Raw genomic sequence first — 19808 nt, 5'->3', positions numbered from 1 at the left:
TGCGGTGATGTGCGCCAGCCTGAGGGTAAGGCGCGCATCACCGCGCCCCACCATAGGCCAGCGTCACCTCTTTCGCCGCTTTAATCACCATGGCGCCAAGTTCGGTGACGCGATCGTCGGTAATGCGTGAGCAGGGGCCGGAAATAGAGAGGGCCGCAAACGGTTCGCGGTGTTCGTCATAAATACACGAGGCCACGCAGCGCAGACCGAGCGCATGTTCTTCGTCGTCAAAGGAATAGCCGCGCTTGCGTGTTTGGGCGAGGTCATCTTTCAGATGCAGCGGCGACACCAGCGTCGCATGGGTATAAGCGTGCAACCCCTTGCGGTGCAGCAGACTGGTAACCTGTTCCTCACTGAGCTGTGATAAAAACGCCTTGCCCGCGCCAGAGGCGTGCATGGGCAGCTTGCCGCCAATAGGGGCGGACATGCGCATCAATTGTGTGCACTGCACCTGGTCGATAATAATGGCCTGATGGTCGCTCTGGTCGAGTACGGCAAGGTTTACCGTTTCGCCGGAATCCTCCATCAGCTTGCGCAAAATCGGATGGACAATCGCCAGCAGATTACGGCTCTGTAAGAAGCTGCTGCCGACGATAAACGCGTGTGCGCCTACGGCCCAGTGGCCCAGCTCACCAACCTGGCGGACAAAACCCTGCTGCTGCATGGTGGTGAGTAGACGGTGAGTCGTGGAATTAGGCAAACCCGCCTGTTGCGCCAGTTCGGTCAGCGCCACGCTGCCGTTGGACTCGGCAATCCACTCCAGCAGCTTCAGACCGCGAGTTAATGACTGAACCTGCCCGGTTACGGGTGCAGTGGTAGCGGCAGGTTTTCTCCCGCGTTTCGCGGGAACAGGGGCAACCATGGCAGACTCCTTTTTCTGTATCGTGGAAATCATTTTCGTTTTATTCAATTATAATGCAAGAGTTCCTGAACTGATCGGATGAGTGACATCACAGGATGCCCGATGGCGCTTCGCTTATCAGGCCTACGCTTTGGGAGCCGCCAAAGTAATTTGTAGGCTGGATAAGGCGCTTGCGCCGCCATCCGGCAAAGCGACAGAAGTGGGTGGCAAGCTGAACATGTCTCATGTTGCCCGTTGTTCTCTTTTCCGCCAGCACGCTTTGTGCCAGTATGGCTCGTTACGTGGAGCGTTGTCGGGAGCGAGTGTGAGCAGCAAAGTTGAACAACTGCGTGCGCAGTTAAATGAACGTATTCTGGTGCTGGACGGCGGTATGGGCACCATGATCCAGAGCTATCGTCTACATGAAGAAGATTTCCGCGGGGAGCGCTTTGCCGACTGGCCCTGCGACCTGAAAGGCAACAATGACCCGCTGGTACTCAGCAAGCCGGAGGTGATCGCCGCTATCCACAACGCCTACTTTGAGGCTGGCGCGGATATCATCGAAACCAACACCTTTAACTCGACAACCATTGCGATGGCGGATTACCGGATGGAATCCCTGTCGGCGGAAATTAACTATGCGGCGGCCAAACTGGCGCGCGCCTGCGCCGATGAATGGACGGCGCGAACACCAGAAAAACCACGCTTTGTTGCGGGCGTGCTTGGTCCAACTAACCGCACGGCCTCCATTTCGCCGGACGTCAACGACCCGGCGTTTCGTAATATCACCTTCGATCAGCTGGTGGCGGCCTACCGTGAATCCACTAAAGCGCTGGTGGAAGGTGGCGCAGATCTGATTCTGATTGAGACCGTCTTTGACACCCTGAATGCGAAAGCGGCGGTGTTTGCGGTGAAAGAAGAGTTTGAAGCGCTGGGCGTTGATCTGCCGATCATGATTTCCGGCACCATCACCGACGCCTCTGGCCGTACGCTTTCCGGCCAGACGACCGAAGCCTTTTATAACTCGCTGCGCCACGCCGAGGCGCTCACTTTTGGCCTTAACTGCGCGCTGGGACCAGATGAACTGCGCCAGTACGTCCAGGAACTGTCGCGGATTGCCGAATGCTACGTCACCGCGCACCCGAACGCCGGCCTGCCGAACGCTTTCGGCGAGTACGACCTCGACGCCGACACCATGGCGAAACAGATTCGCGAATGGGCGGAAGCGGGCTTCCTGAATATCGTTGGCGGCTGCTGCGGCACTACGCCGGAGCATATTGCGGCGATGAGCCGCGCCGTTGCCGGTTTGCCGCCGCGCCAGCTGCCGGATATCCCGGTCGCCTGCCGCCTTTCCGGCCTGGAGCCGCTGAACATTGGCGACGATAGCCTGTTTGTCAACGTCGGCGAACGTACTAACGTCACCGGCTCGGCCAAATTTAAGCGCCTGATCAAAGAAGAGAAATACAGCGAAGCGCTGGATGTCGCCCGTCAGCAGGTAGAAAGCGGCGCGCAGATTATTGATATCAATATGGATGAGGGGATGCTCGACGCCGAAGCGGCGATGGTGCGTTTCCTCAGCCTGATTGCCGGTGAGCCGGATATTGCCCGTGTACCAATCATGATCGACTCCTCCAAATGGGAGGTTATCGAAAAAGGGCTGAAGTGCATTCAGGGTAAAGGCATCGTCAACTCTATTTCGATGAAAGAGGGCGTGGAAGCCTTTATTCATCATGCGAAGCTTCTGCGTCGCTACGGCGCGGCAGTGGTGGTGATGGCCTTTGATGAGCAGGGGCAGGCCGATACCCGCGCGCGTAAAATCGAAATTTGCCGCCGAGCCTACAAAATTCTCACCGAAGAGGTGGGTTTCCCGCCGGAAGACATCATCTTCGACCCGAATATCTTCGCCGTGGCGACCGGTATTGAAGAGCACAACAACTATGCGCAGGACTTTATCGGCGCTTGCGAAGACATCAAACGCGAGCTGCCGCACGCGCTGATCTCCGGCGGCGTGTCTAACGTGTCCTTCTCGTTCCGCGGCAACGACCCGGTACGTGAGGCTATCCACGCGGTATTCCTCTACTACGCCATCCGCAACGGCATGGACATGGGTATCGTCAACGCCGGACAGCTGGCGATTTATGACGACCTGCCTGCCGAACTGCGCGATGCGGTTGAAGATGTCATTCTTAACCGTCGCGATGACGGCACCGAGCGTTTGCTGGATTTGGCGGAGAAATACCGCGGCAGCAAAACCGACGAAGCTGCCAACGCCCAGCAGGCGGAATGGCGTAGCTGGGACGTGAAAAAGCGTCTCGAATACTCGCTGGTGAAAGGCATTACCGAATTTATCGAACAGGATACCGAAGAAGCCCGCCAGCAGGCCGCCCGCCCGATTGAGGTGATCGAAGGCCCGCTGATGGACGGCATGAACGTGGTCGGCGACCTGTTCGGCGAAGGGAAAATGTTCCTGCCGCAGGTGGTGAAATCCGCTCGCGTGATGAAACAAGCGGTGGCCTACCTGGAGCCGTTTATTGAAGCCAGCAAAGAAAAAGGCTCCAGCAACGGCAAGATGGTGATTGCCACCGTGAAGGGCGATGTGCACGACATTGGCAAGAACATCGTTGGCGTGGTGCTGCAATGCAACAACTACGAAATCGTCGATCTTGGCGTGATGGTGCCAGCGGAGAAAATCCTCAGAACGGCGCGTGAAGTGAATGCCGATCTGATTGGTCTTTCCGGGCTTATTACCCCGTCGCTGGACGAAATGGTCAACGTGGCGAAAGAGATGGAGCGTCAGGGCTTTACTATTCCGCTACTGATCGGCGGCGCAACCACTTCGAAAGCGCATACGGCGGTGAAAATCGAGCAGAACTACAGCGGTCCGACGGTCTACGTGCAGAATGCTTCGCGTACCGTGGGCGTGGTGGCGGCGCTACTCTCCGACAACCAGCGCGATGACTTTGTCGCCCGTACCCGCAAAGAGTACGAAACCGTGCGTATTCAGCACGCCCGCAAAAAACCGCGTACGCCGCCGGTCACGCTGGAAGCGGCGCGCGATAACGATCTGGCATTCGATTGGGAACGCTACACCCCGCCGGTAGCCCACCGTCTGGGCGTGCAGGAGGTGGAAGCCAGCATCGAAACTCTGCGCAACTACATCGACTGGACGCCGTTCTTTATGACCTGGTCGCTGGCCGGCAAATACCCGCGCATTCTGGAAGATGAGGTGGTGGGCGTTGAGGCGCAGCGTCTGTTTAAAGACGCCAATGATATGCTGGATAAACTGAGCGCCGAGAAACTGTTGAATCCGCGTGGCGTGGTGGGCCTGTTCCCGGCGAACCGCATTGGCGATGACATCGAAATTTATCGCGACGAAACCCGTACTCATGTTCTGACGGTCAGCCACCACCTGCGCCAGCAGACCGAGAAAGTCGGTTTTGCCAACTACTGTCTGGCGGATTTTGTCGCGCCGAAACTGAGCGGCAAAGCGGATTACATCGGTGCTTTCGCGGTGACCGGCGGTCTGGAGGAGGATGCGCTGGCGGACGCCTTCGAAGCGCAACACGACGACTATAACAAGATCATGGTGAAAGCGATTGCCGACCGTCTGGCGGAAGCGTTTGCCGAGTACCTGCATGAGCGTGTACGTAAGGTTTACTGGGGATATGCGCCGAACGAGAGCCTGAGTAACGACGAATTAATCCGCGAAAACTACCAGGGGATTCGCCCGGCGCCGGGTTATCCTGCCTGCCCGGAACATACCGAAAAAGGCACTATCTGGCAGCTGCTGGATGTCGAAAAACACACCGGGATGAAGCTCACCGAATCTTTCGCCATGTGGCCTGGCGCGTCGGTCTCCGGCTGGTACTTCAGCCATCCTGAGAGCAAATACTTCGCGGTAGCGCAGATCCAACGCGATCAGGTGACAGATTATGCTTTCCGTAAAGGAATGAGCGTTGAGGACGTTGAGCGGTGGCTGGCGCCGAACCTGGGTTACGATGCGGACTGATTCATAAAATCGTCACTTTTCCTTACAACATACAAGGCACTCATTGGGTGCCTTGTCTCTTTCTTACAATTAAACCCTTATACTGAAGGAAGGCTCTACGCTGAATTTGCCGGATGGCGGCGTAAACGCCTTATCCAGCATACCGTATTACGTATGGTAAGCCCGGTGGCGTGCAACGCCAGCAGGCCTTAACGCTGTGCGCCATCAGGCAATTTATCGCAAGTGAGCTTCAGGAAAACGTATAACGATAAGGAGAACCTGACGCCGTGTTAACTTTGCTCCATCTACTTTCTGCCGTTGCGCTGTTGGTATGGGGAACACATATCGTTCGTACTGGCGTAATGCGCGTGTTTGGCGCGCGTCTACGCACTGTCCTCAGCCGCAGCGTGGAAAAGAAACCGCTCGCCTTTTGTGCGGGTATCGGTGTTACCGCGCTGGTACAAAGCAGTAACGCCACCACTTTATTGGTAACGTCGTTTGTCGCCCAGGATCTTGTCGCCCTGACGCCAGCTCTGGTGATTGTGCTGGGCGCTGATGTGGGTACTGCGCTAATGGCGCGTATCCTGACCTTCGATCTCTCGTGGCTGTCGCCGCTGCTGATTTTTATCGGCGTGATTTTCTTTTTAGGACGTAAGCAGTCCCGCGCCGGGCAGCTGGGTCGCGTCGGTATCGGGCTTGGCCTGATTCTACTGGCGCTGGAGCTGATTGTGCAGGCGGTGACGCCGATCACTCAAGCTAATGGCGTGCAGGTCATTTTCGCGTCGCTGACGGGCGACATTATGCTGGATGCGCTGATTGGCGCGATGTTCGCTATTATCAGTTATTCCAGCCTGGCGGCGGTGTTGCTGACGGCGACCCTGACGGCGGCGGGGATTATATCGTTCCCGGTGGCGTTGTGCCTGGTCATCGGCGCCAATCTGGGATCGGGGCTGCTGGCGATGCTCAATAACAGCGCCGCCAATGCTGCCGCGCGTCGCGTAGCGCTCGGCAGCCTATTGTTCAAATTGATCGGCAGCCTGGTCATCCTGCCGTTTGTCCATCCGCTGGCGAATCTGATGGATGAGCTATCGCTACCGAAGTCAGAGCTGGTGATCTATTTCCACGTTTTCTATAACCTGGTGCGCTGCCTGGCGATGGTGCCATTTGCCGAGCTGATGGCGCGTTTTTGTAAACGAATTATTCGTGATGAGCCTGAACTGGATACCCATCTGAAGCCGAAACATCTGGATGTCAGCGCGCTGGATACGCCAACGCTGGCGCTGGCTAATGCTGCCCGCGAGGTGTTGCGCATTGGCGATGCGATGGAACAGATGATGGAAGGGCTAAAAAAGGTCATGCACGGCGAGCCGCGTGAAGAGAAAGCGCTGCGCAAGCTGGCGGATGACGTTAACGTGCTCTACACCGCGATTAAGCTTTATCTGGCGCGAATGCCAAAAGACGAGCTGGCGGCGGAGGAGTCCCGCCGGTGGGCGGAGATTATTGAGATGGCCCTGAACCTCGAACAGGCGTCGGATATTATCGAGCGAATGGGCAGCGAGATTGCCGACAAGTCGCTGGCGGCGCGTCGGGCATTTTCAGAAGAAGGATTGAAAGAGCTGGATGCGCTTTACGATCAACTGCTCAGTAATCTGCAACTGGCGATGTCGGTCTTTTTCTCCGGCGATGTCACCAGCGCCCGTCGGTTGCGCCGCAGTAAACATCGCTTCCGTATACTTAATCGCCGATACTCACATGCGCATGTCGACCGCCTGCACCAGCAGAACGTGCAAAGCATTGAAACCAGCTCGCTCCATTTAGGGCTGCTGGGCGATATGAAGCGTCTTAACTCACTGTTCTGTTCGGTCGCCTATAGCGTACTGGAACAGCCGGATCAGGACGAGGAACGGGGCGAGTATTAAGTGAAATGCCGGATGGCGGGGCCTACGGAGAACATGCGCGTAGGCCCGCCATTCGGCATTCAATGTGGCCAGGGATTAAAAGCGATGACCCGCTTCCAGCGCCACGGCCTCTTCGCCCGCTTTAAACACCCAAGTGGTATTCGGGCCACCGAGAACCGCCTGGCCGTTGCTCACCTGAATCCAGTCACCTTCCGGCAAACCAATCACTGTCAGTTCCGGCGCGACCACCAGCAGTTCGCGAATACGCTGCTCGCGGGTCTCGCCCTTATGACCTTCCGGCAAGGCGTTAGTGAAGTGAGGATTAATTTGCAGCGGGAACAGATCCAGCGCGTCGAAACCGTTTGGATCGACGATCGGCATATCGTTGGTCGTGCGGATAGTCGGGCAGGCAAGGTTGGCGCCTGCGCTCCAGCCGATATACAGCGCGCCGCGTTTTACCCTGTCCGCCATCGGCGCCAGCAGCCCGCGTTCACGCGATTCTTTCAGTAGCTGGAAGGTATTTCCGCCACCGACAATAATGATTTCCGCTTTCTCAATCGCTGCAAGCGGATCGGCGACACGATGAATCCCTGTGACGTTTATCCCTAATGGCGCAAGTACCTCTGCGGTTTTATCCGTGTACTCGTCCCATGTTTGCGTGACGCCGGCAAACGGAATAAACACGGCTGAGCGTCGACCGTTTAATTGATTCGCTATCAGCGGCAGAGCGTGTTCCAGCCAGGCTTTACCCGGCAGCGTCGAGTTACTTAATAAAAGCAGTTCCATTACTTCTCCACCTCATCAGGAAATGTCAAAACGTAATAATGCTACCATTATCCATTTAATGTCTTACTGATATGGCTCATGATGTTGCGCGTGTTACAGGCAACGCGCGGTCGCTAAAAGTGACGCCAGGCCAGATCTGCTATCTGGTATCGCCTGAAAAATTACAGGTATAATCCGCAAAATTATTTAACACGTTTAGAGACGAAAATGGCAAAACTGACCTTACAAGAGCAACTGCTACAAGCGGGATTAGTGACCAGCAAAAAAATGGCCAAAGTCCAGCGCACGGCTAAAAAATCACGCGTTCAGGCTCGTGAGGCCAGAGAGGCGGTGGAAGAAAATAAAAAGGCGCAACTTGAGCGTGATAAACAACTCAGTGAACAGCAAAAACAAGCGGTTTTAGCGAAAGAGTTTAAAGCTCAGGTTAAGCAACTTATTGAAATGAATAGAATCAATGTATCTAAAGGCGATATTGGTTTTAACTTCACCGATAATAACGTCATCAAAAAAATAGACGTGGATAAGCTCACTCAGACGCAACTGATTAATGGGCGTCTCGCGATTGCGCGTCTGGTTATCAATAACAGCGGTGAATGTGAATATGCGATTATTCCCGCGAGTGTCGCCGATAAAATCGCACAACGAGATGCGGACAGTATTGTCGTAAACAGTGCGCTGAGTCAGGAAGAGCAGGACGAAGATGATCCGTATGCCGATTTTAAAGTTCCCGACGATTTGATGTGGTAAGTCACATTCCCGACGTTTATGTAGAAAAATTTCTCAGAGAGTAAATATGCTGACCGACACATCTATCCGGCTTAATAAATATATCAGTGAAAGCGGCATCTGTTCGCGTCGCGAGGCGGACCGTTTTATCGAACAGGGCAATGTCTTTATCAACGGCAAACGCGCCGCCATTGGCGATCAGGTAGTCGCCGGGGATGTTGTTAAAGTAAATGGTCGGTTGATTGAGCCGCGAGAAGCGGATGATTTAGTGCTGATTGCGCTGAATAAACCGGTTGGCATTGTCAGTACCACTGAAGACGGCGAACGCGACAATATTGTCGATTTTGTGAACCACAGCAAACGTATCTTCCCGATTGGCCGTCTGGATAAAGACTCGCAGGGGCTGATATTTCTGACTAACCACGGCGATCTGGTCAATAAGATTCTGCGTGCCGGTAACGATCACGAAAAAGAGTATCTGGTGACGGTGGATAAACCGATTACCGACGAGTTTATACGCGGTATGGGCGCTGGCGTGCCGATTCTGGGTACTGTCACCAAAAAATGTAAGGTGAAAAAAGAGGCGCCGTTTGTCTTTCGCATTACCCTGGTGCAGGGATTAAACCGTCAGATCCGTCGTATGTGTGAATACTTTGGTTATGAAGTGACGAAACTGGAGCGTACGCGCATTATGAACGTCAGCCTGAGCGGGATTCCGCTGGGCGAGTGGCGCGATCTGACGGACGATGAGCTGATCGATCTGTTTAAATTGATTGAGCGTTCCTCTTCCGAAGCCAAACCAAAGGCCAAAGCGAAGCCGAAGACCACGGGTATTAAGCGACCGGTCGTGGCGATCGAAAAAAGCAATGAGAAAGCACGCCCGACATCAAGCGGTAAGCGCTTTACCTCGCCGGGACGAAAGAAAAAAGGACGTTAACGTCTGCCGCGCGTCGGCGTATTCGCCGACCAGGAGAATGACGCTTCCGTATCGGGTTTATACGCCTGCTTTTTCTTCAACTGGCGGGCTTTTTTCGCTTCAGCCTCACGCAGCGCCATCAGCTTATCGATGTACTCCTTTTTTACGCTGTTGGTCTCAGAATTGGTCAGTGGACGTCCGTGCGCAATACGGGCGCGGTCCAGCAACGTTTTCAGTTCGCGCTGTTCGCGCTCGGTCATCTCTTTTTGGGTAATGCGGGGGAGTGCCATACGGGTGCCCTCAGTTAGCCGATGCATTTAGTCTACGGCAATACGCAACGGGCGGATAGCGTGTAAGCCGGGTAAGCTTGCGCCACCCGGCAATATTTTAATTTACCTTTGCCGTTTCGCCCGATTTTTCAACAATCGGTTTCCCGGACCAGTAACCAGCCAGTAGTGACCCTGAAAGGTTGTGCCACACTGAGAACAGCGCGCCAGGCAGCGCTGCGAGCGGGCCAAAGTAGATTTTACCCAATGCAGCAGCAAGACCAGAGTTCTGCATCCCGACTTCGATCGCCAGCGTTCGACAGGTTGACTCATCAAAACCGAACAGACGTCCACCCCAGTAGCCGCCAAGCAGGCCAAGGGTGTTATGCAGGATCACCGCGATGATCACCATAAAGCCGACGGAGGCGATATGTGAAGCTGAACCCGCGACCACCGCGCTGATGATTGCCAAAATGCACACCATCGAGAATGCTGGCAGATAAGGTTTTACCACTTTCACTACGCGCGGAAACAGATGGTGAATCACCAGCCCCAGCGTGATTGGAATGACCACAATCTGTAGAATGCTCAGCAGCATACCCATCACGTCGACTTGAATATGGGCATCGACGTACAGGCGCGTGAGTAGTGGTGTGGCGACCACGCCGACCAGCGTGGAGACCGATGAAATGGTGACTGAGAGCGCGACGTCTCCCTTCGCCAGATAGATCATTACGTTAGAGGCGGTGCCGCTGGCTACGCTGCCGACCAGTACCATCCCGGCGGACAGATCTGGCGGCATCTTAAACAGCAACGCCAGCAGCCATGCCGCGAGCGGCATTACCAGATAGTGCAGGAATATCCCTGCGGCGACAGGGGCTGGTCGGGAGAGCACGCGTTTAAAGTCGTCAACGTTAAGATGGACCCCCATACCGAACATAATCAACATCAGTAGTGTCGCGACCCACGGCCCAACAGGAGTAAAGGTGGATGGTGTGTAATACGCAATGAGAGAGAGCAGCAGCGCCCATAACGGGAACAGCCGGGTAATGACGGCGAGCATGTTGTTTTCCTTGCAAGTATGTTGTGTTTGTTATCAACGGGTCAGGATCGAGCCAGACCATAGTTATTGTTTATCGCGTGAAGGAAGATTATTCAAACAAATTACGCTCATGATCCAGTGTGGGCACGTGGCAGGCTGGATGACGCGCCTGCGTCGCCATCCGGCAACGCATCGCCCGATGGCGCTTACGCTACCGTATTAGAAATATATAGAGGTTCTGGTGGCGTAAAGAAAAGCGCCGGCATTGAAGAGAAGGAAGCTTTAACGCAGTGATAACTTATATTGTTTCACTTTGCTTTGGATTGTGTTTTTTAAACTAAAGTAAGGCACCCAAGGCAATGCTGTGTTCCAGGGGCGAGGGGAACCATGAAAACAGACTATGCTTGCTCCGTCAGGTAATTTTCCATTACCTGTCCCATCGTATAGTTCAGGGTTAAAACCAATCATTTTTGGTGTTGCTATATTAGCTTTATAACTAATAATTCTTCCGGGTAAGATGTTTTGCCATCTTTCAGCATCTTGACATATTCTGCCGATAAATCCTTGATCGCCATGATAGGGCGGGGTTCTTATGGCATTGATTTCCTTTTCAGGATTTTTCATAAATTCATCCCACACATTTTTTTTTGCGGGTGCAGGAATAAACATAATACCTGTTGCTGGCGCAACTGAAGCACCATGCTGAGAAAAGTCATTAAGTAATGTTATTTTTTTCATAGTTGTCAGAGGAGTAATATCTCCCACAATAACGCTATCTATATCAATATAGAGAATATCCTCATTACCAAGAACAGGATGCAGTGGATTGAAAAGTTCTAGTTTTGCCCACCATCCTGGCCAATCATACAAAAGAGGCGCTGTATTTACTCCTTTTATCTTTAGCGCATCTGTTAAACAAACAGAATCATAACCTTTGAGCTGCTTATGTAACCATTGAGCATGTTTTGTGGTGAAGTCTTTGCTTTGTCTGAGCACAGAAACAATAATCATTATATTCCCCTGTGAATATTAGGTGTTTTTAGCCGTGTTCCACTATATTTAATGTGCTTTATATTGCAACAAAATTAGTGTTCATATGGTTATTGAAGTTTAATTACATTCAAGATGTGAATGTAATTAATTTGTTTATAATGTTATTAATATATGTAATGTAAGTTGATAAATGGTTTAGTGATTGTTTTGTCTTTTATATTTCCATGGGGAGATATAAAATAAGAGTTGGGATGGGAGTGATCTTATTTCCCCTTTTACTGCTCCCAGCTCTATATCAATTCCAAATTTGGAATTTAGCTTGCGATTAATCCATAATCCAGTTTTTTTCTGTTTTTTTGAACCATAGATATACATCTCATTTGCCAGACGCCACCAAAATAAAAAATTACGACGGCGATTGTTATTGGCCTGCATAAGTAATCGATATAATAAAAATTCATTCCTGCGAATGATCTCATGCCGCCAGTATTCCCGTAATCCACTTCCTTTTTTAGATATGGAAAATAATAAGCAATGTAAGAGTTTGATTTTTTCTTCCTCCAACGAAGAAAGCTAGCTTGTTAAATAAATGTTATTATCGTGGGAGGTTCACGTATCAATTGGTAAAAATACTATAAGATGGTTTTTTATAATACTTCATTTGCTATGCAAACTGAACATTTAATGCTAACAAATAAATACTAATGGGTATTACTTAATTCAACACCGCCGGGCTTTATACCCGGCGAGAGATTCAACAATCGTATTGCCAGCTACTGACTAAGGCATAAAGATGGCTGGGGGAGTAGCGCCAGCTATCGTTTAGTCCGAGAAATTCAGCGCAAAACTCGCTGCAAAACAGTTTATCTTTGCGCTCCCGGTTATACAGCGCGATACCGAGCGCGCCCTGCCAGTTATAGCGTTTGCCGTTGTGTTTGCGGAAAAAGGCCTCCACTTCCGGCAACGTGGCCTTTAACGGTAGCTTATCCCACTTATCGTCCGGTAACGGTATTATCTTTCCCCGCACGCCGCGATCGCGAAAGGACGCGGAGTAGCAGAGGTATTCATTACCGCCGTGTTCTACCGCCAGTTCACAGTGAGAGTAGATACCGCGCGTGACTTTGCGCGTGAGCCAGTCGGCAAACCTGGCGATGCCGCGATACTCCGATCGCCCCTTATAGCAGGCGAGCCAGACGGTGGTTTGACTCATGGCTGCCAGCCTGATTAATATCAATATAATTATTTCTGAACATGTGTAAATAGGATTTAATGAGATTACCTAACCTTTTATTATAACCGGGGTAATTTGCGGTCGTATTTCACCGTACATTCCTGACTTTGCATTTTGGAATAGATTTCGTCCATATTCTTCAGGATCGTTTTCTGACGCCGTGAATAAAATATTGGTACCTATACCATCTATGTCACAGGTGAAGTTTATAGAGTGATATGTTTCATCAGTTCGATCCAGTTCATTTGTATAAATGGCATACGGAGTATTAATGTTTGAAAATCGCGATATACTCCCGATAGGAATACGTTGGGCCAGAATCGCCGCATTTTCTAACATATATATGGGGCTTACACGCCGCACAACATTTGCTGAAGAGCATGCTCGCCAGAGTCCACACAGTGATTCGGTTGGATAGTAAGTAGAATCATAAGACTCATAACCTACAGTGTCTTTAGGACTAAAAAAGCATGAATGTATAGCACTTCCAGTCAATATTTCGCCAAGATATATTCCTTGTTTCTTTTTTATACCTGACTCTACAATATCTTTAAAAGTAACTATAACTATATTATATGCTCCATCACCATTTATTTTGGGAAATATCCCCGAAATTTGATCGGCTGTATGTGTATGGTTCGCCGGAGCCGCCACACTCGCTTTATCCATCGCCGCCTTGACCGCACTAGGCGTTGCCGCTTCGGTGGTGCTGGTGCTATCGGTGGCGCTATTAAGCTTCACAATCCCTTTTTGCGTCAGCGTGCCGTCCGGGACGTCGGTGATCTGCCCCCAGGCGTGAGTATGGTTCGCCGGGGCCGCCGCACTCGCCTTATCCATCGCCGCCTTGACCGCACTGGGCGTTGCCGCTTCGGTGGTGCTGGTGCTATCGGTGGCGTTATTAAGCTTCACAATCCCTTTTTGCGCCAGCGTGCCGTCCGGGACGCCGGTAACCTGGTTCCAGACGTGAGTATGGTTCGCCGGAGCTGCCGCATTCGCCTTATCCATCGCCGCCTTTACCGCGCTCGGCGTTGCCGCTTCCGTTGTGCTGGTGCTGTCCGTCGCGCTGTTAAGCTTAACAATCCCTTTTTGCGTCAGCGTACCGTCCGGAACGCCGGTGATCTGGTTCCAGGTATGGGTATGATTACGCGCTTCCGCCATCGCCGCTTTTACCGCCTTTGGCGTAGCCGCTTTGGTTTCGTCATCGCTGTCGGTGGCATTACTGAGCTGTGTAAAGCCTTTCTGCGTTAATGTCGCATCCGGGTGATTTGTCGAATGTTCATGCTCGTCCAGCCGGACATCCACATAGTCGCGCGTCGCCAGCACAATGCTCGGATCGACCGTCAGCGTCACCGCCGTGGTATTGGAGACCTCCATAATCAGGCGGATACAGACCTGCTTGCCGCAACCGCCCGGCAGCAGCGGTTTGTAGGATTCCGGGAACTTGCCGATGGCGATCAGCTCGCCCTCGTCGTCGAATACGCCCACTTCACGCACGTACCAGCCGCCAATCTCTTCCGGCAGCACCAACTCGGCAATCAGCCAGTTAGGGTTATTCGGCGCAACGGTCAGCGTATTCATCTCGCCGCGCCAGACTTCGTGACGTAAATTGGTCTGGCTGGCGGTCGGTTCATAATATTGTCCGCCGCCGTCGCCAACCGCCATCTTTTGCAGATGTATCTGTTTCTTATCCGCAAGGGCGCTGGCGATTTTCGCCATTCCCCTGTCAGTCAGGAGGGTATAAAACTCATTATCCATAATTACTCCGGGTAAATAGATGTAATTTCAAGGCTCCATTGCCCTGTACCGAAATAGATCGGTTTAGTTTGTTGAACTTCCAGAATCTGGAAGGGTAAGACGGTCGTTATTTCTCCACCGTAAAGTGCGCTGCCAATAACAGGAATAGCGCTTTGGTTAATTATCCAGACAATTAACGCTTCCAGCTTTGAGCGCACGTTCTTATACTCATGAATAAGATCGACCAGGTTATTAAACAGATTTTCATCCATGCCCTGGTTAATTAGCTCAATTTCAACCTTAAAAAAATAAGCCTTACCGCCATACTCAAACCATTCGGAAATCGTGCCGGGTAAGGATAATATTTCCAGTACGCGGCGAACGGCCCAGGGAGTTCCCTTATATTTATGCAGTTCAATCGCCTGCTTAATTAACTCTCGTTTCTCCTGTTCATTGACGGCAAATAGCCAGCCTTCGAGCCCCTGTACATGAAACTGTTCGGCCAACGAGGGCAGTGCCGAGGCATCAACGATATCCACCAGATAGACCAGCAACGCCGTCAGGTCGATTTGCGCAAAGCGTTCGGCGGCAATATTCGCCAGAATCGAAAAACGTTCGTCGCTGGCCAACGGCGGCGGCAGAAGCAATTTATCCATCGCTGACTCCGGCAATCGTCACGTCAATGGCCGTGCATTCTGCCCATTCGTGTGCCTGCAATACCTTTTTCGCGGGCATATCCAGCGCGACGTCGTACACGCCATCGACCTGCAATACTTTAATTATCTGGTTTGGCACAATGTCCTGGCCCAGCCGGGTCTGGCGCGAGCGCGTCCATGTATTAATCGCTTCACGCGCGGCGGCAAGCGTCGTCTCCTGATCGGCGGTGGTAAACAGCGTCAGCCGGGCGCGGATCTGATAAGCCACGCGCGGAGAACATTTAGCGCTCACCTTATCGGTTAGCGGGCGCTTTTTCTCTTTGCTCACCTCCCGTTCGATCTGGGCAAGAAGCTCCGGCCCCGGCAAACCGTTCAGGGTCAGCGGATAGAGTTCCACGCAGCCTTCCGCCAGCCCTTCATCCGGCCCCTGCACCGCCACGTCGATAATCGACTGGCTGACCGAGAGCGTATGGAAGCGATAGGCGCTATAGCTGCCCGCGTTGCTGAAACTTTCCGGCGCTAGCTGGACGCGTTTACGTAGCGCGTCGTCGTTCTCTTCGCCGCAGCCGCCACTTGAGGCCGTCAGATTGGTGACGCTGAGATCGTAGTTGCCCACCCGATCCACCAGCGCGCTGATTTGCGCAGGTTGCCAGTTATTGCCGGATTCACCGGTTGCTACACAGGTTGCAGTTACCGCAACGCTCAGGCTGCCCGCAGGCAACAGAACATCTTCGTCGGTGGCGAACATCACGCTATCCGATGCGCTGGCGCGGGTACCCTGTGGAATCATCAGGTTACTTTTAGCCGCTTGAGTAACAGAAAACTGCAGCGTGGTTTTTGCCGCCTGAGCGGGCAGACGGTGAACGCCAACCAGCTCGCCTAAATAATCCAGCATCGGCGCACGGGAATACGCGACCAGGTTTTGCTTCGCTGCCTCCTGGATGGCGATGCGGACAAGGTTTTCACGATAAGCAAACAGGTCAATGAGCAGCCGCTCAGCCTGCGCCGGATAGAGTTTTTTACCGCTGGCTTCTTCATATTGCGCAATCATCTCGCTGGTGATTTGCGCGGGATCGCGGTCAATAAAGTCGGGTTCGGCTATCGCCATAACACCTCCGTTGAGTTGATTACGCCGTCTGCGGCGCGCCATTGCACGCGTAACGTCAGGTGTTCGCCATCAATCGTCGGCGTCACCTTCAGCAACCGGCAGCGGGGTTCCCACATGCGAATCGCTTCCACCGATTCGCGAACAACGTGCGGAATGGCCCGCTCGATCGGGTAATCGATGTAGCGCCACAGATTGCTGCCAAAAAGCGGCCTGTGGGGATCGCTGCCGCGCGGCGTGCGCAGAATGATGTGTATTGCCTGATGAATATCATCCAGCCCGCAGACGTATTCTTCAGGACGTTGCAAGGCAGGTTGCCAGTGCAGGGTCGAGGGTCGTGTTTTCGTGTTCATGAGGCTATTTTCGCCTTCCGGCGGGGGGAGAGATATTAAAGCGCTTTAAGGAAATAATTGATGGCGGGGTCAGAATGTGTTTTGCCCGGTGGCGCTTCTGCGCTTACCGGGCCTGTGTTGATGCACATTTTGTTAAATGGCGAAGATCGCGTTTTACGTAAAGTTAAAATGAAATTGCTGTAATTTCACCTTTGCCTACAGAAGCGTAGTACCAGAATTCATCATTGATTTCTGCGTGCTTCATTTTTTCAACTGGAATCGTTTTCTGCCGTCCATTAACCGAGAGTGTGATCGAACCCGTTAGCTGCTCCCGGCTGATAATAGCGAAATCCCCGCGGGTGTTGCTATAAGCCGTCGTTTCATTGGAAAGGCTGTGCTTCGCTCCATTAGCGATTACAGAATAATCAAAATTGACTTTCTTTTTGAAAATAGCTTGTACATGATAATACTCGCCGTAAACAGCAGGATCATGGAATAAACCAAAATGACCACCGCTATTTTGCAACTTGACGAAATAATAGTCAGGGATGATAAATTTCTGTTTACCTGCCGCTATTTCTTTAGTAATGATTTTTTGTCTTACGATTTCCTGTCCGGCCGTTTTTTTATAACCGTTAAGCATCAATGAATAGGACCAAAGGAATACGATACCACAGAGAACAGTCACGGCAGTTACGCCGACGACTCCAGCCTTAACGCCGCTTTTCAACAGGGCGTAAGCGATGAAGGAGATAGCTAAAAGGAAAAACATAAACGTACCGTTCATAACCCGATCGGGGTAGGACGGCGACGCGAACATGATTAAGGAAGTGCCAATACCTATACATACGACTAACGCAGCGCAGATAAGGGACGTTTTATCAATTTTGGCGCGAATCTGCTTATTGAATATGACCAGTAAGACCAGCAATAACAAAACAACATAAGCTATCCAGATCAGCGCCAGATGGTTATGAACGCGTTCTGTTAAGTGAATGAAAATACGTTCAAAAATCGGCCTTCCATACCAGAATTCTTTTCCGCTGGCGCGGATGAAATTGCCCGGAGAAAGTATCAATACGCATGAACCTGCGATTGCACAGAGACTATAAACTATCTTATTGCGCGAAACAGATTTGTTTTGCCATAACTCGTATGCAATGGCCAGAACAGAAATAAGCGAGACGAAAGGTGAGACGCTTTCATTGGAACAGCCTGCCATAAAACTTAGTAATGCAACCCACGGGCTGATCGCTTTACTGTTTTTTATTGTTATGGTGTAAAAGAAGAACAGCCATGCAACAACGAACAGATTCGTCCACAAATAATTCGCAGCACCAACGATCCAGAAAGTGGTTTGACCCAAATTCGGGTTCGAAATCCAGTAAGTGAAGAATATTAGTGGGAATAATAAGTAGTCGGATTTATTCCAGCGTAATGTACCTGAGGGTGTCTTCACAATGAAATAACAAAATACCAGTGTCGAAACGGCAGCGCTGATGGAATACACGAGTTGAGAACGTGTATACAGGATGAGTGCGCTGGTGTAATCAGCTATAATCCTGCCACTCCATGTCATATAATGATGAAAATGTGATTCCGGCGAAATTCCTAAAAGGTAATAGCGGTAATCATCAGAGTGAATGGGGGTATACCATTCAATAAGAAAAATGGCCAAAAAAGCCAGTAGTATCATCGCCGTTTTCGGTAATATCTTGAGCATAGTAATCATTATTCCATCATTGTTTTTTTGTTTTTCACGATATAGCGGGGTCTTTGCTTCACCTCCGTGTAAACGCGTCCGATATATTCACCCATGATGCCTATGCCGATAAGCTGGATGCCGCCTAAGAAGAGAATCGCGGTCATAAGCGAAGGATAACCAGGAACAGGGTTTCCCCACATCAATTTATCAATGATCATCCACATGGCATATATCAGGGAGAGGGCAGAAACGCTCACTCCTATATACGTCCAGATACGCAAAGGGAAAGTAGAAAAACTTGTAATCCCCTCCAGCGCCAGGTTCCAGAGTTTCCAGCCATTAAATTTTGAGCTACCTGCGACACGTTCAGCACGGGCATATTCGACAACATCTGTTTGACCTCCAACCCATGAAAGTATACCTTTCATGAAAAGGTTACGTTCTGGTAATAGCTTGATATTTTCTACAATCTCGCGCGACATCAATCGAAAATCACCGACATTCTCTTCAATCTTTGGCGTACTGATTTTGTTATGCAGCCTGTAGAACCACTCAGCGCTTTTACGCTTCAGGTGGCCATCCGTTGAACGATCGATACGCTTAGCCAGCACCATTTCTGCACCAGCCTGCCATTTATTGATCAAATGTGGGATTACTTCGATGGGATCTTGTAAATCAACATCGATAGGGATCACCACATCTCCGGTCGCGTAATCCAATCCGGCAAAAAGTGCAGGTTCTTTACCAAAATTGCGGGTAAATGAGATCGGAACAACAAGAGGATCGGCAACAGCTAATGCGCTGATGATTGATTCAGTCGCATCGTGACTCCCATCATTAACGAAGATAATCTCAACGTTATAAGGTTTAAGTGAACTGTATTCTCTGACCGTTTTATAGAAAATAGGGATCGCGTCCTCTTCATTAAAGACGGGAACCACTAATGAAATTTTCATTTCTCATTCCTGAAAACAATGAATCTGGAATATAAAAATCCGCAAATAAGGCTAATTGCGGAAAATACAATGAGCGTAAAAATGGGAGGCATAGCACACTTGTCGCCTGTCCATCCCACGACGGCGCTCAGCACGCCCATAAAACCGACGTACAGCAAATAACGTCCGGTTGATACGCTGGCTCCAAAGGTAAACCGGGCGTTAGCGAAAAAACTAAAACTGACAGCGACAGCAAAGCCCGCTACGTTTGCCAAAGCCTGACTTGTTTGAAATCCATAGACGCAAAGGGCAAAGATAGCCCAGTGCAAAGCAGTATTAAGTACGCCTATCGAAACGTACTTTATAAATAATTTTATCATTATAGCAATCAAGAAGTTGTAATTCAGCGAAGTCTACCAGACAAAACTGAGAGGATCATTCCTGAACAGCAGATTTTATGTAAACAGGGCGAAGTTAAAGTAAAAAATAGCGTTAGTTTTCCAATATACATATATGCAATATTTGCAGCGCAAAGTGATTACATTTTCATCGGAAATAGCGCGGGAAAAGGGCTTAATCACGTTGCGCTGAAATAAATATCCTCCAGCAATTTGCCCGGTGGCGCTTCTGCGCTTACCGGGCCGGTGTTTATGC

18 protein-coding genes and 1 pseudogene are annotated in these 19808 nt (G+C 51.1%); 5 read left to right on the top strand and 14 right to left on the bottom strand.

The window, feature by feature from the left end; translation table 11 throughout:
• Positions 1-37: 37 nt before the first annotated feature.
• Positions 38-862, bottom strand: a complete 825-nt coding sequence (iclR, locus tag ACLJPQ_RS17705; RefSeq protein WP_000226432.1) for a glyoxylate bypass operon transcriptional repressor IclR — start codon at positions 860-862, stop codon at positions 38-40.
• Positions 863-1166: 304 nt separating this feature from the next.
• Between iclR and metH the strand changes: the two genes are divergently transcribed.
• Together metH and ACLJPQ_RS17695 are read left to right on the top strand one after the other, a co-directional pair.
• Complete coding sequence (gene metH / locus ACLJPQ_RS17700) at positions 1167-4850, top strand: methionine synthase (RefSeq protein ID WP_080184848.1); 3684 nt, start codon at positions 1167-1169, stop codon at positions 4848-4850.
• Positions 4851-5116: 266 nt separating this feature from the next.
• A complete protein-coding gene (locus ACLJPQ_RS17695; protein WP_000956811.1) occupies positions 5117-6748 on the top strand; it encodes a Na/Pi cotransporter family protein in 1632 nt (543 codons plus the stop codon).
• A 75-nt stretch (positions 6749-6823) separates the two neighbouring features.
• On the opposite strand, the gene pepE is transcribed toward ACLJPQ_RS17695, so the two are convergent.
• Complete coding sequence (gene pepE / locus ACLJPQ_RS17690) at positions 6824-7513, bottom strand: dipeptidase PepE (RefSeq protein ID WP_080184849.1); 690 nt, start codon at positions 7511-7513, stop codon at positions 6824-6826.
• A 71-nt stretch (positions 7514-7584) separates the two neighbouring features.
• On the opposite strand from pepE, the gene ACLJPQ_RS17685 reads away from it, so the two are divergent.
• From ACLJPQ_RS17685 to rluF, 3 genes are read left to right on the top strand one after another with little or no spacing between them, the layout of a single operon-like run.
• Complete coding sequence (locus ACLJPQ_RS17685; protein WP_001576533.1) at positions 7585-7686, top strand: hypothetical protein; 102 nt, start codon at positions 7585-7587, stop codon at positions 7684-7686.
• Between the two features lie 34 nt (positions 7687-7720).
• Complete coding sequence (locus tag ACLJPQ_RS17680; RefSeq protein ID WP_001096724.1) at positions 7721-8260, top strand: DUF2058 domain-containing protein; 540 nt, start codon at positions 7721-7723, stop codon at positions 8258-8260.
• A 46-nt stretch (positions 8261-8306) separates the two neighbouring features.
• Positions 8307-9176 carry a 23S rRNA pseudouridine(2604) synthase RluF gene (gene rluF / locus ACLJPQ_RS17675; protein ID WP_001541283.1) on the top strand — a complete coding sequence of 290 codons (870 nt, stop codon included), beginning with the start codon at positions 8307-8309 and terminating at the stop codon, positions 9174-9176.
• Here the strand turns inward: rluF and ACLJPQ_RS17670 are convergent.
• The 12 genes and pseudogenes from ACLJPQ_RS17670 to ACLJPQ_RS17615 form a co-directional block, all read right to left on the bottom strand.
• On the bottom strand, positions 9173-9445 hold the full coding sequence (locus ACLJPQ_RS17670; protein ID WP_001207628.1) for a DUF3811 domain-containing protein: 273 nt from the start codon (positions 9443-9445) through the stop codon (positions 9173-9175). The genes rluF and ACLJPQ_RS17670 overlap by 4 nt on opposite strands.
• Before the next feature lie 97 nt (positions 9446-9542).
• Entirely contained in the window at positions 9543-10484 is a 942-nt protein-coding gene (gene panS / locus ACLJPQ_RS17665) for a ketopantoate/pantoate/pantothenate transporter PanS (RefSeq protein WP_000881647.1), read from the bottom strand.
• Positions 10485-10745: 261 nt separating this feature from the next.
• Positions 10746-11474: a hypothetical protein gene (locus ACLJPQ_RS17660; RefSeq protein WP_000587738.1), complete on the bottom strand. Its 729-nt coding sequence runs from the start codon at positions 11472-11474 to the stop codon at positions 10746-10748.
• 196 nt (positions 11475-11670) lie between these two features.
• A pseudogene (locus ACLJPQ_RS17655) lies at positions 11671-11959 on the bottom strand (hypothetical protein).
• A 251-nt stretch (positions 11960-12210) separates the two neighbouring features.
• Complete coding sequence (locus ACLJPQ_RS17650) at positions 12211-12666, bottom strand: hypothetical protein (RefSeq protein ID WP_080184850.1); 456 nt, start codon at positions 12664-12666, stop codon at positions 12211-12213.
• 69 nt (positions 12667-12735) lie between these two features.
• Entirely contained in the window at positions 12736-14442 is a 1707-nt protein-coding gene (locus ACLJPQ_RS17645) for a tail fiber protein (protein ID WP_080184851.1), read from the bottom strand.
• A gap of 2 nt (positions 14443-14444) precedes the next feature.
• Complete coding sequence (locus ACLJPQ_RS17640; protein WP_080184852.1) at positions 14445-15077, bottom strand: phage tail protein I; 633 nt, start codon at positions 15075-15077, stop codon at positions 14445-14447.
• The gene (locus tag ACLJPQ_RS17635; RefSeq protein ID WP_080184853.1) at positions 15070-16185 is read right to left on the bottom strand and encodes a baseplate J/gp47 family protein; all 1116 of its coding nucleotides are present in this window, start codon (positions 16183-16185) and stop codon (positions 15070-15072) included. Before ACLJPQ_RS17635 ends, ACLJPQ_RS17640 begins: the two co-directional genes overlap by 8 nt.
• Positions 16176-16535 carry a GPW/gp25 family protein gene (locus ACLJPQ_RS17630; protein ID WP_001093501.1) on the bottom strand — a complete coding sequence of 120 codons (360 nt, stop codon included), beginning with the start codon at positions 16533-16535 and terminating at the stop codon, positions 16176-16178. Before ACLJPQ_RS17630 ends, ACLJPQ_RS17635 begins: the two co-directional genes overlap by 10 nt.
• A gap of 163 nt (positions 16536-16698) precedes the next feature.
• Complete coding sequence (locus tag ACLJPQ_RS17625; RefSeq protein WP_000632048.1) at positions 16699-18246, bottom strand: DUF6056 family protein; 1548 nt, start codon at positions 18244-18246, stop codon at positions 16699-16701.
• Positions 18246-19175 (bottom strand): glycosyltransferase family 2 protein, encoded by a 930-nt coding sequence (locus ACLJPQ_RS17620; protein ID WP_000703634.1) that lies wholly within the window; start codon positions 19173-19175, stop codon positions 18246-18248. Before ACLJPQ_RS17620 ends, ACLJPQ_RS17625 begins: the two co-directional genes overlap by 1 nt.
• On the bottom strand, positions 19172-19534 hold the full coding sequence (locus ACLJPQ_RS17615; protein ID WP_000593182.1) for a GtrA family protein: 363 nt from the start codon (positions 19532-19534) through the stop codon (positions 19172-19174). Before ACLJPQ_RS17615 ends, ACLJPQ_RS17620 begins: the two co-directional genes overlap by 4 nt.
• Positions 19535-19808: the final 274 nt, after the last annotated feature.

The sequence above is a fragment of the Salmonella sp. SAL04213 genome, assembly GCF_046550535.1.
Lineage (GTDB): Bacteria > Pseudomonadota > Gammaproteobacteria > Enterobacterales > Enterobacteriaceae > Salmonella > Salmonella enterica.
This window is presented reverse-complemented; position numbering and strand designations above follow the sequence as displayed.

Bases quoted from the DNA above. Each gene is read 5' to 3' on its own strand.
- iclR (WP_000226432.1), bottom strand. From the start codon at position 862: ATGGTTGCCCCTGTTCCCGCGAAACGCGGGAGAAAACCTGCCGCTACC.
- pepE (WP_080184849.1), bottom strand. From the start codon at position 7,513: ATGGAACTGCTTTTATTAAGTAACTCGACGCTGCCGGGTAAAGCCTGG.
- ACLJPQ_RS17685 (WP_001576533.1), top strand. From the start codon at position 7,585: ATGGCTCATGATGTTGCGCGTGTTACAGGCAACGCGCGGTCGCTAAAA.
- ACLJPQ_RS17680 (WP_001096724.1), top strand. From the start codon at position 7,721: ATGGCAAAACTGACCTTACAAGAGCAACTGCTACAAGCGGGATTAGTG.
- rluF (WP_001541283.1), top strand. From the start codon at position 8,307: ATGCTGACCGACACATCTATCCGGCTTAATAAATATATCAGTGAAAGC.
- ACLJPQ_RS17670 (WP_001207628.1), bottom strand. From the start codon at position 9,445: ATGGCACTCCCCCGCATTACCCAAAAAGAGATGACCGAGCGCGAACAG.
- panS (WP_000881647.1), bottom strand. From the start codon at position 10,484: ATGCTCGCCGTCATTACCCGGCTGTTCCCGTTATGGGCGCTGCTGCTC.
- ACLJPQ_RS17660 (WP_000587738.1), bottom strand. From the start codon at position 11,474: ATGATTATTGTTTCTGTGCTCAGACAAAGCAAAGACTTCACCACAAAA.
- ACLJPQ_RS17650 (WP_080184850.1), bottom strand. From the start codon at position 12,666: ATGAGTCAAACCACCGTCTGGCTCGCCTGCTATAAGGGGCGATCGGAG.
- ACLJPQ_RS17645 (WP_080184851.1), bottom strand. From the start codon at position 14,442: ATGGATAATGAGTTTTATACCCTCCTGACTGACAGGGGAATGGCGAAA.
- ACLJPQ_RS17640 (WP_080184852.1), bottom strand. From the start codon at position 15,077: ATGGATAAATTGCTTCTGCCGCCGCCGTTGGCCAGCGACGAACGTTTT.
- ACLJPQ_RS17635 (WP_080184853.1), bottom strand. From the start codon at position 16,185: ATGGCGATAGCCGAACCCGACTTTATTGACCGCGATCCCGCGCAAATC.
- ACLJPQ_RS17630 (WP_001093501.1), bottom strand. From the start codon at position 16,535: ATGAACACGAAAACACGACCCTCGACCCTGCACTGGCAACCTGCCTTG.
- ACLJPQ_RS17625 (WP_000632048.1), bottom strand. From the start codon at position 18,246: ATGATTACTATGCTCAAGATATTACCGAAAACGGCGATGATACTACTG.
- ACLJPQ_RS17620 (WP_000703634.1), bottom strand. From the start codon at position 19,175: ATGAAAATTTCATTAGTGGTTCCCGTCTTTAATGAAGAGGACGCGATC.
- ACLJPQ_RS17615 (WP_000593182.1), bottom strand. From the start codon at position 19,534: ATGATAAAATTATTTATAAAGTACGTTTCGATAGGCGTACTTAATACT.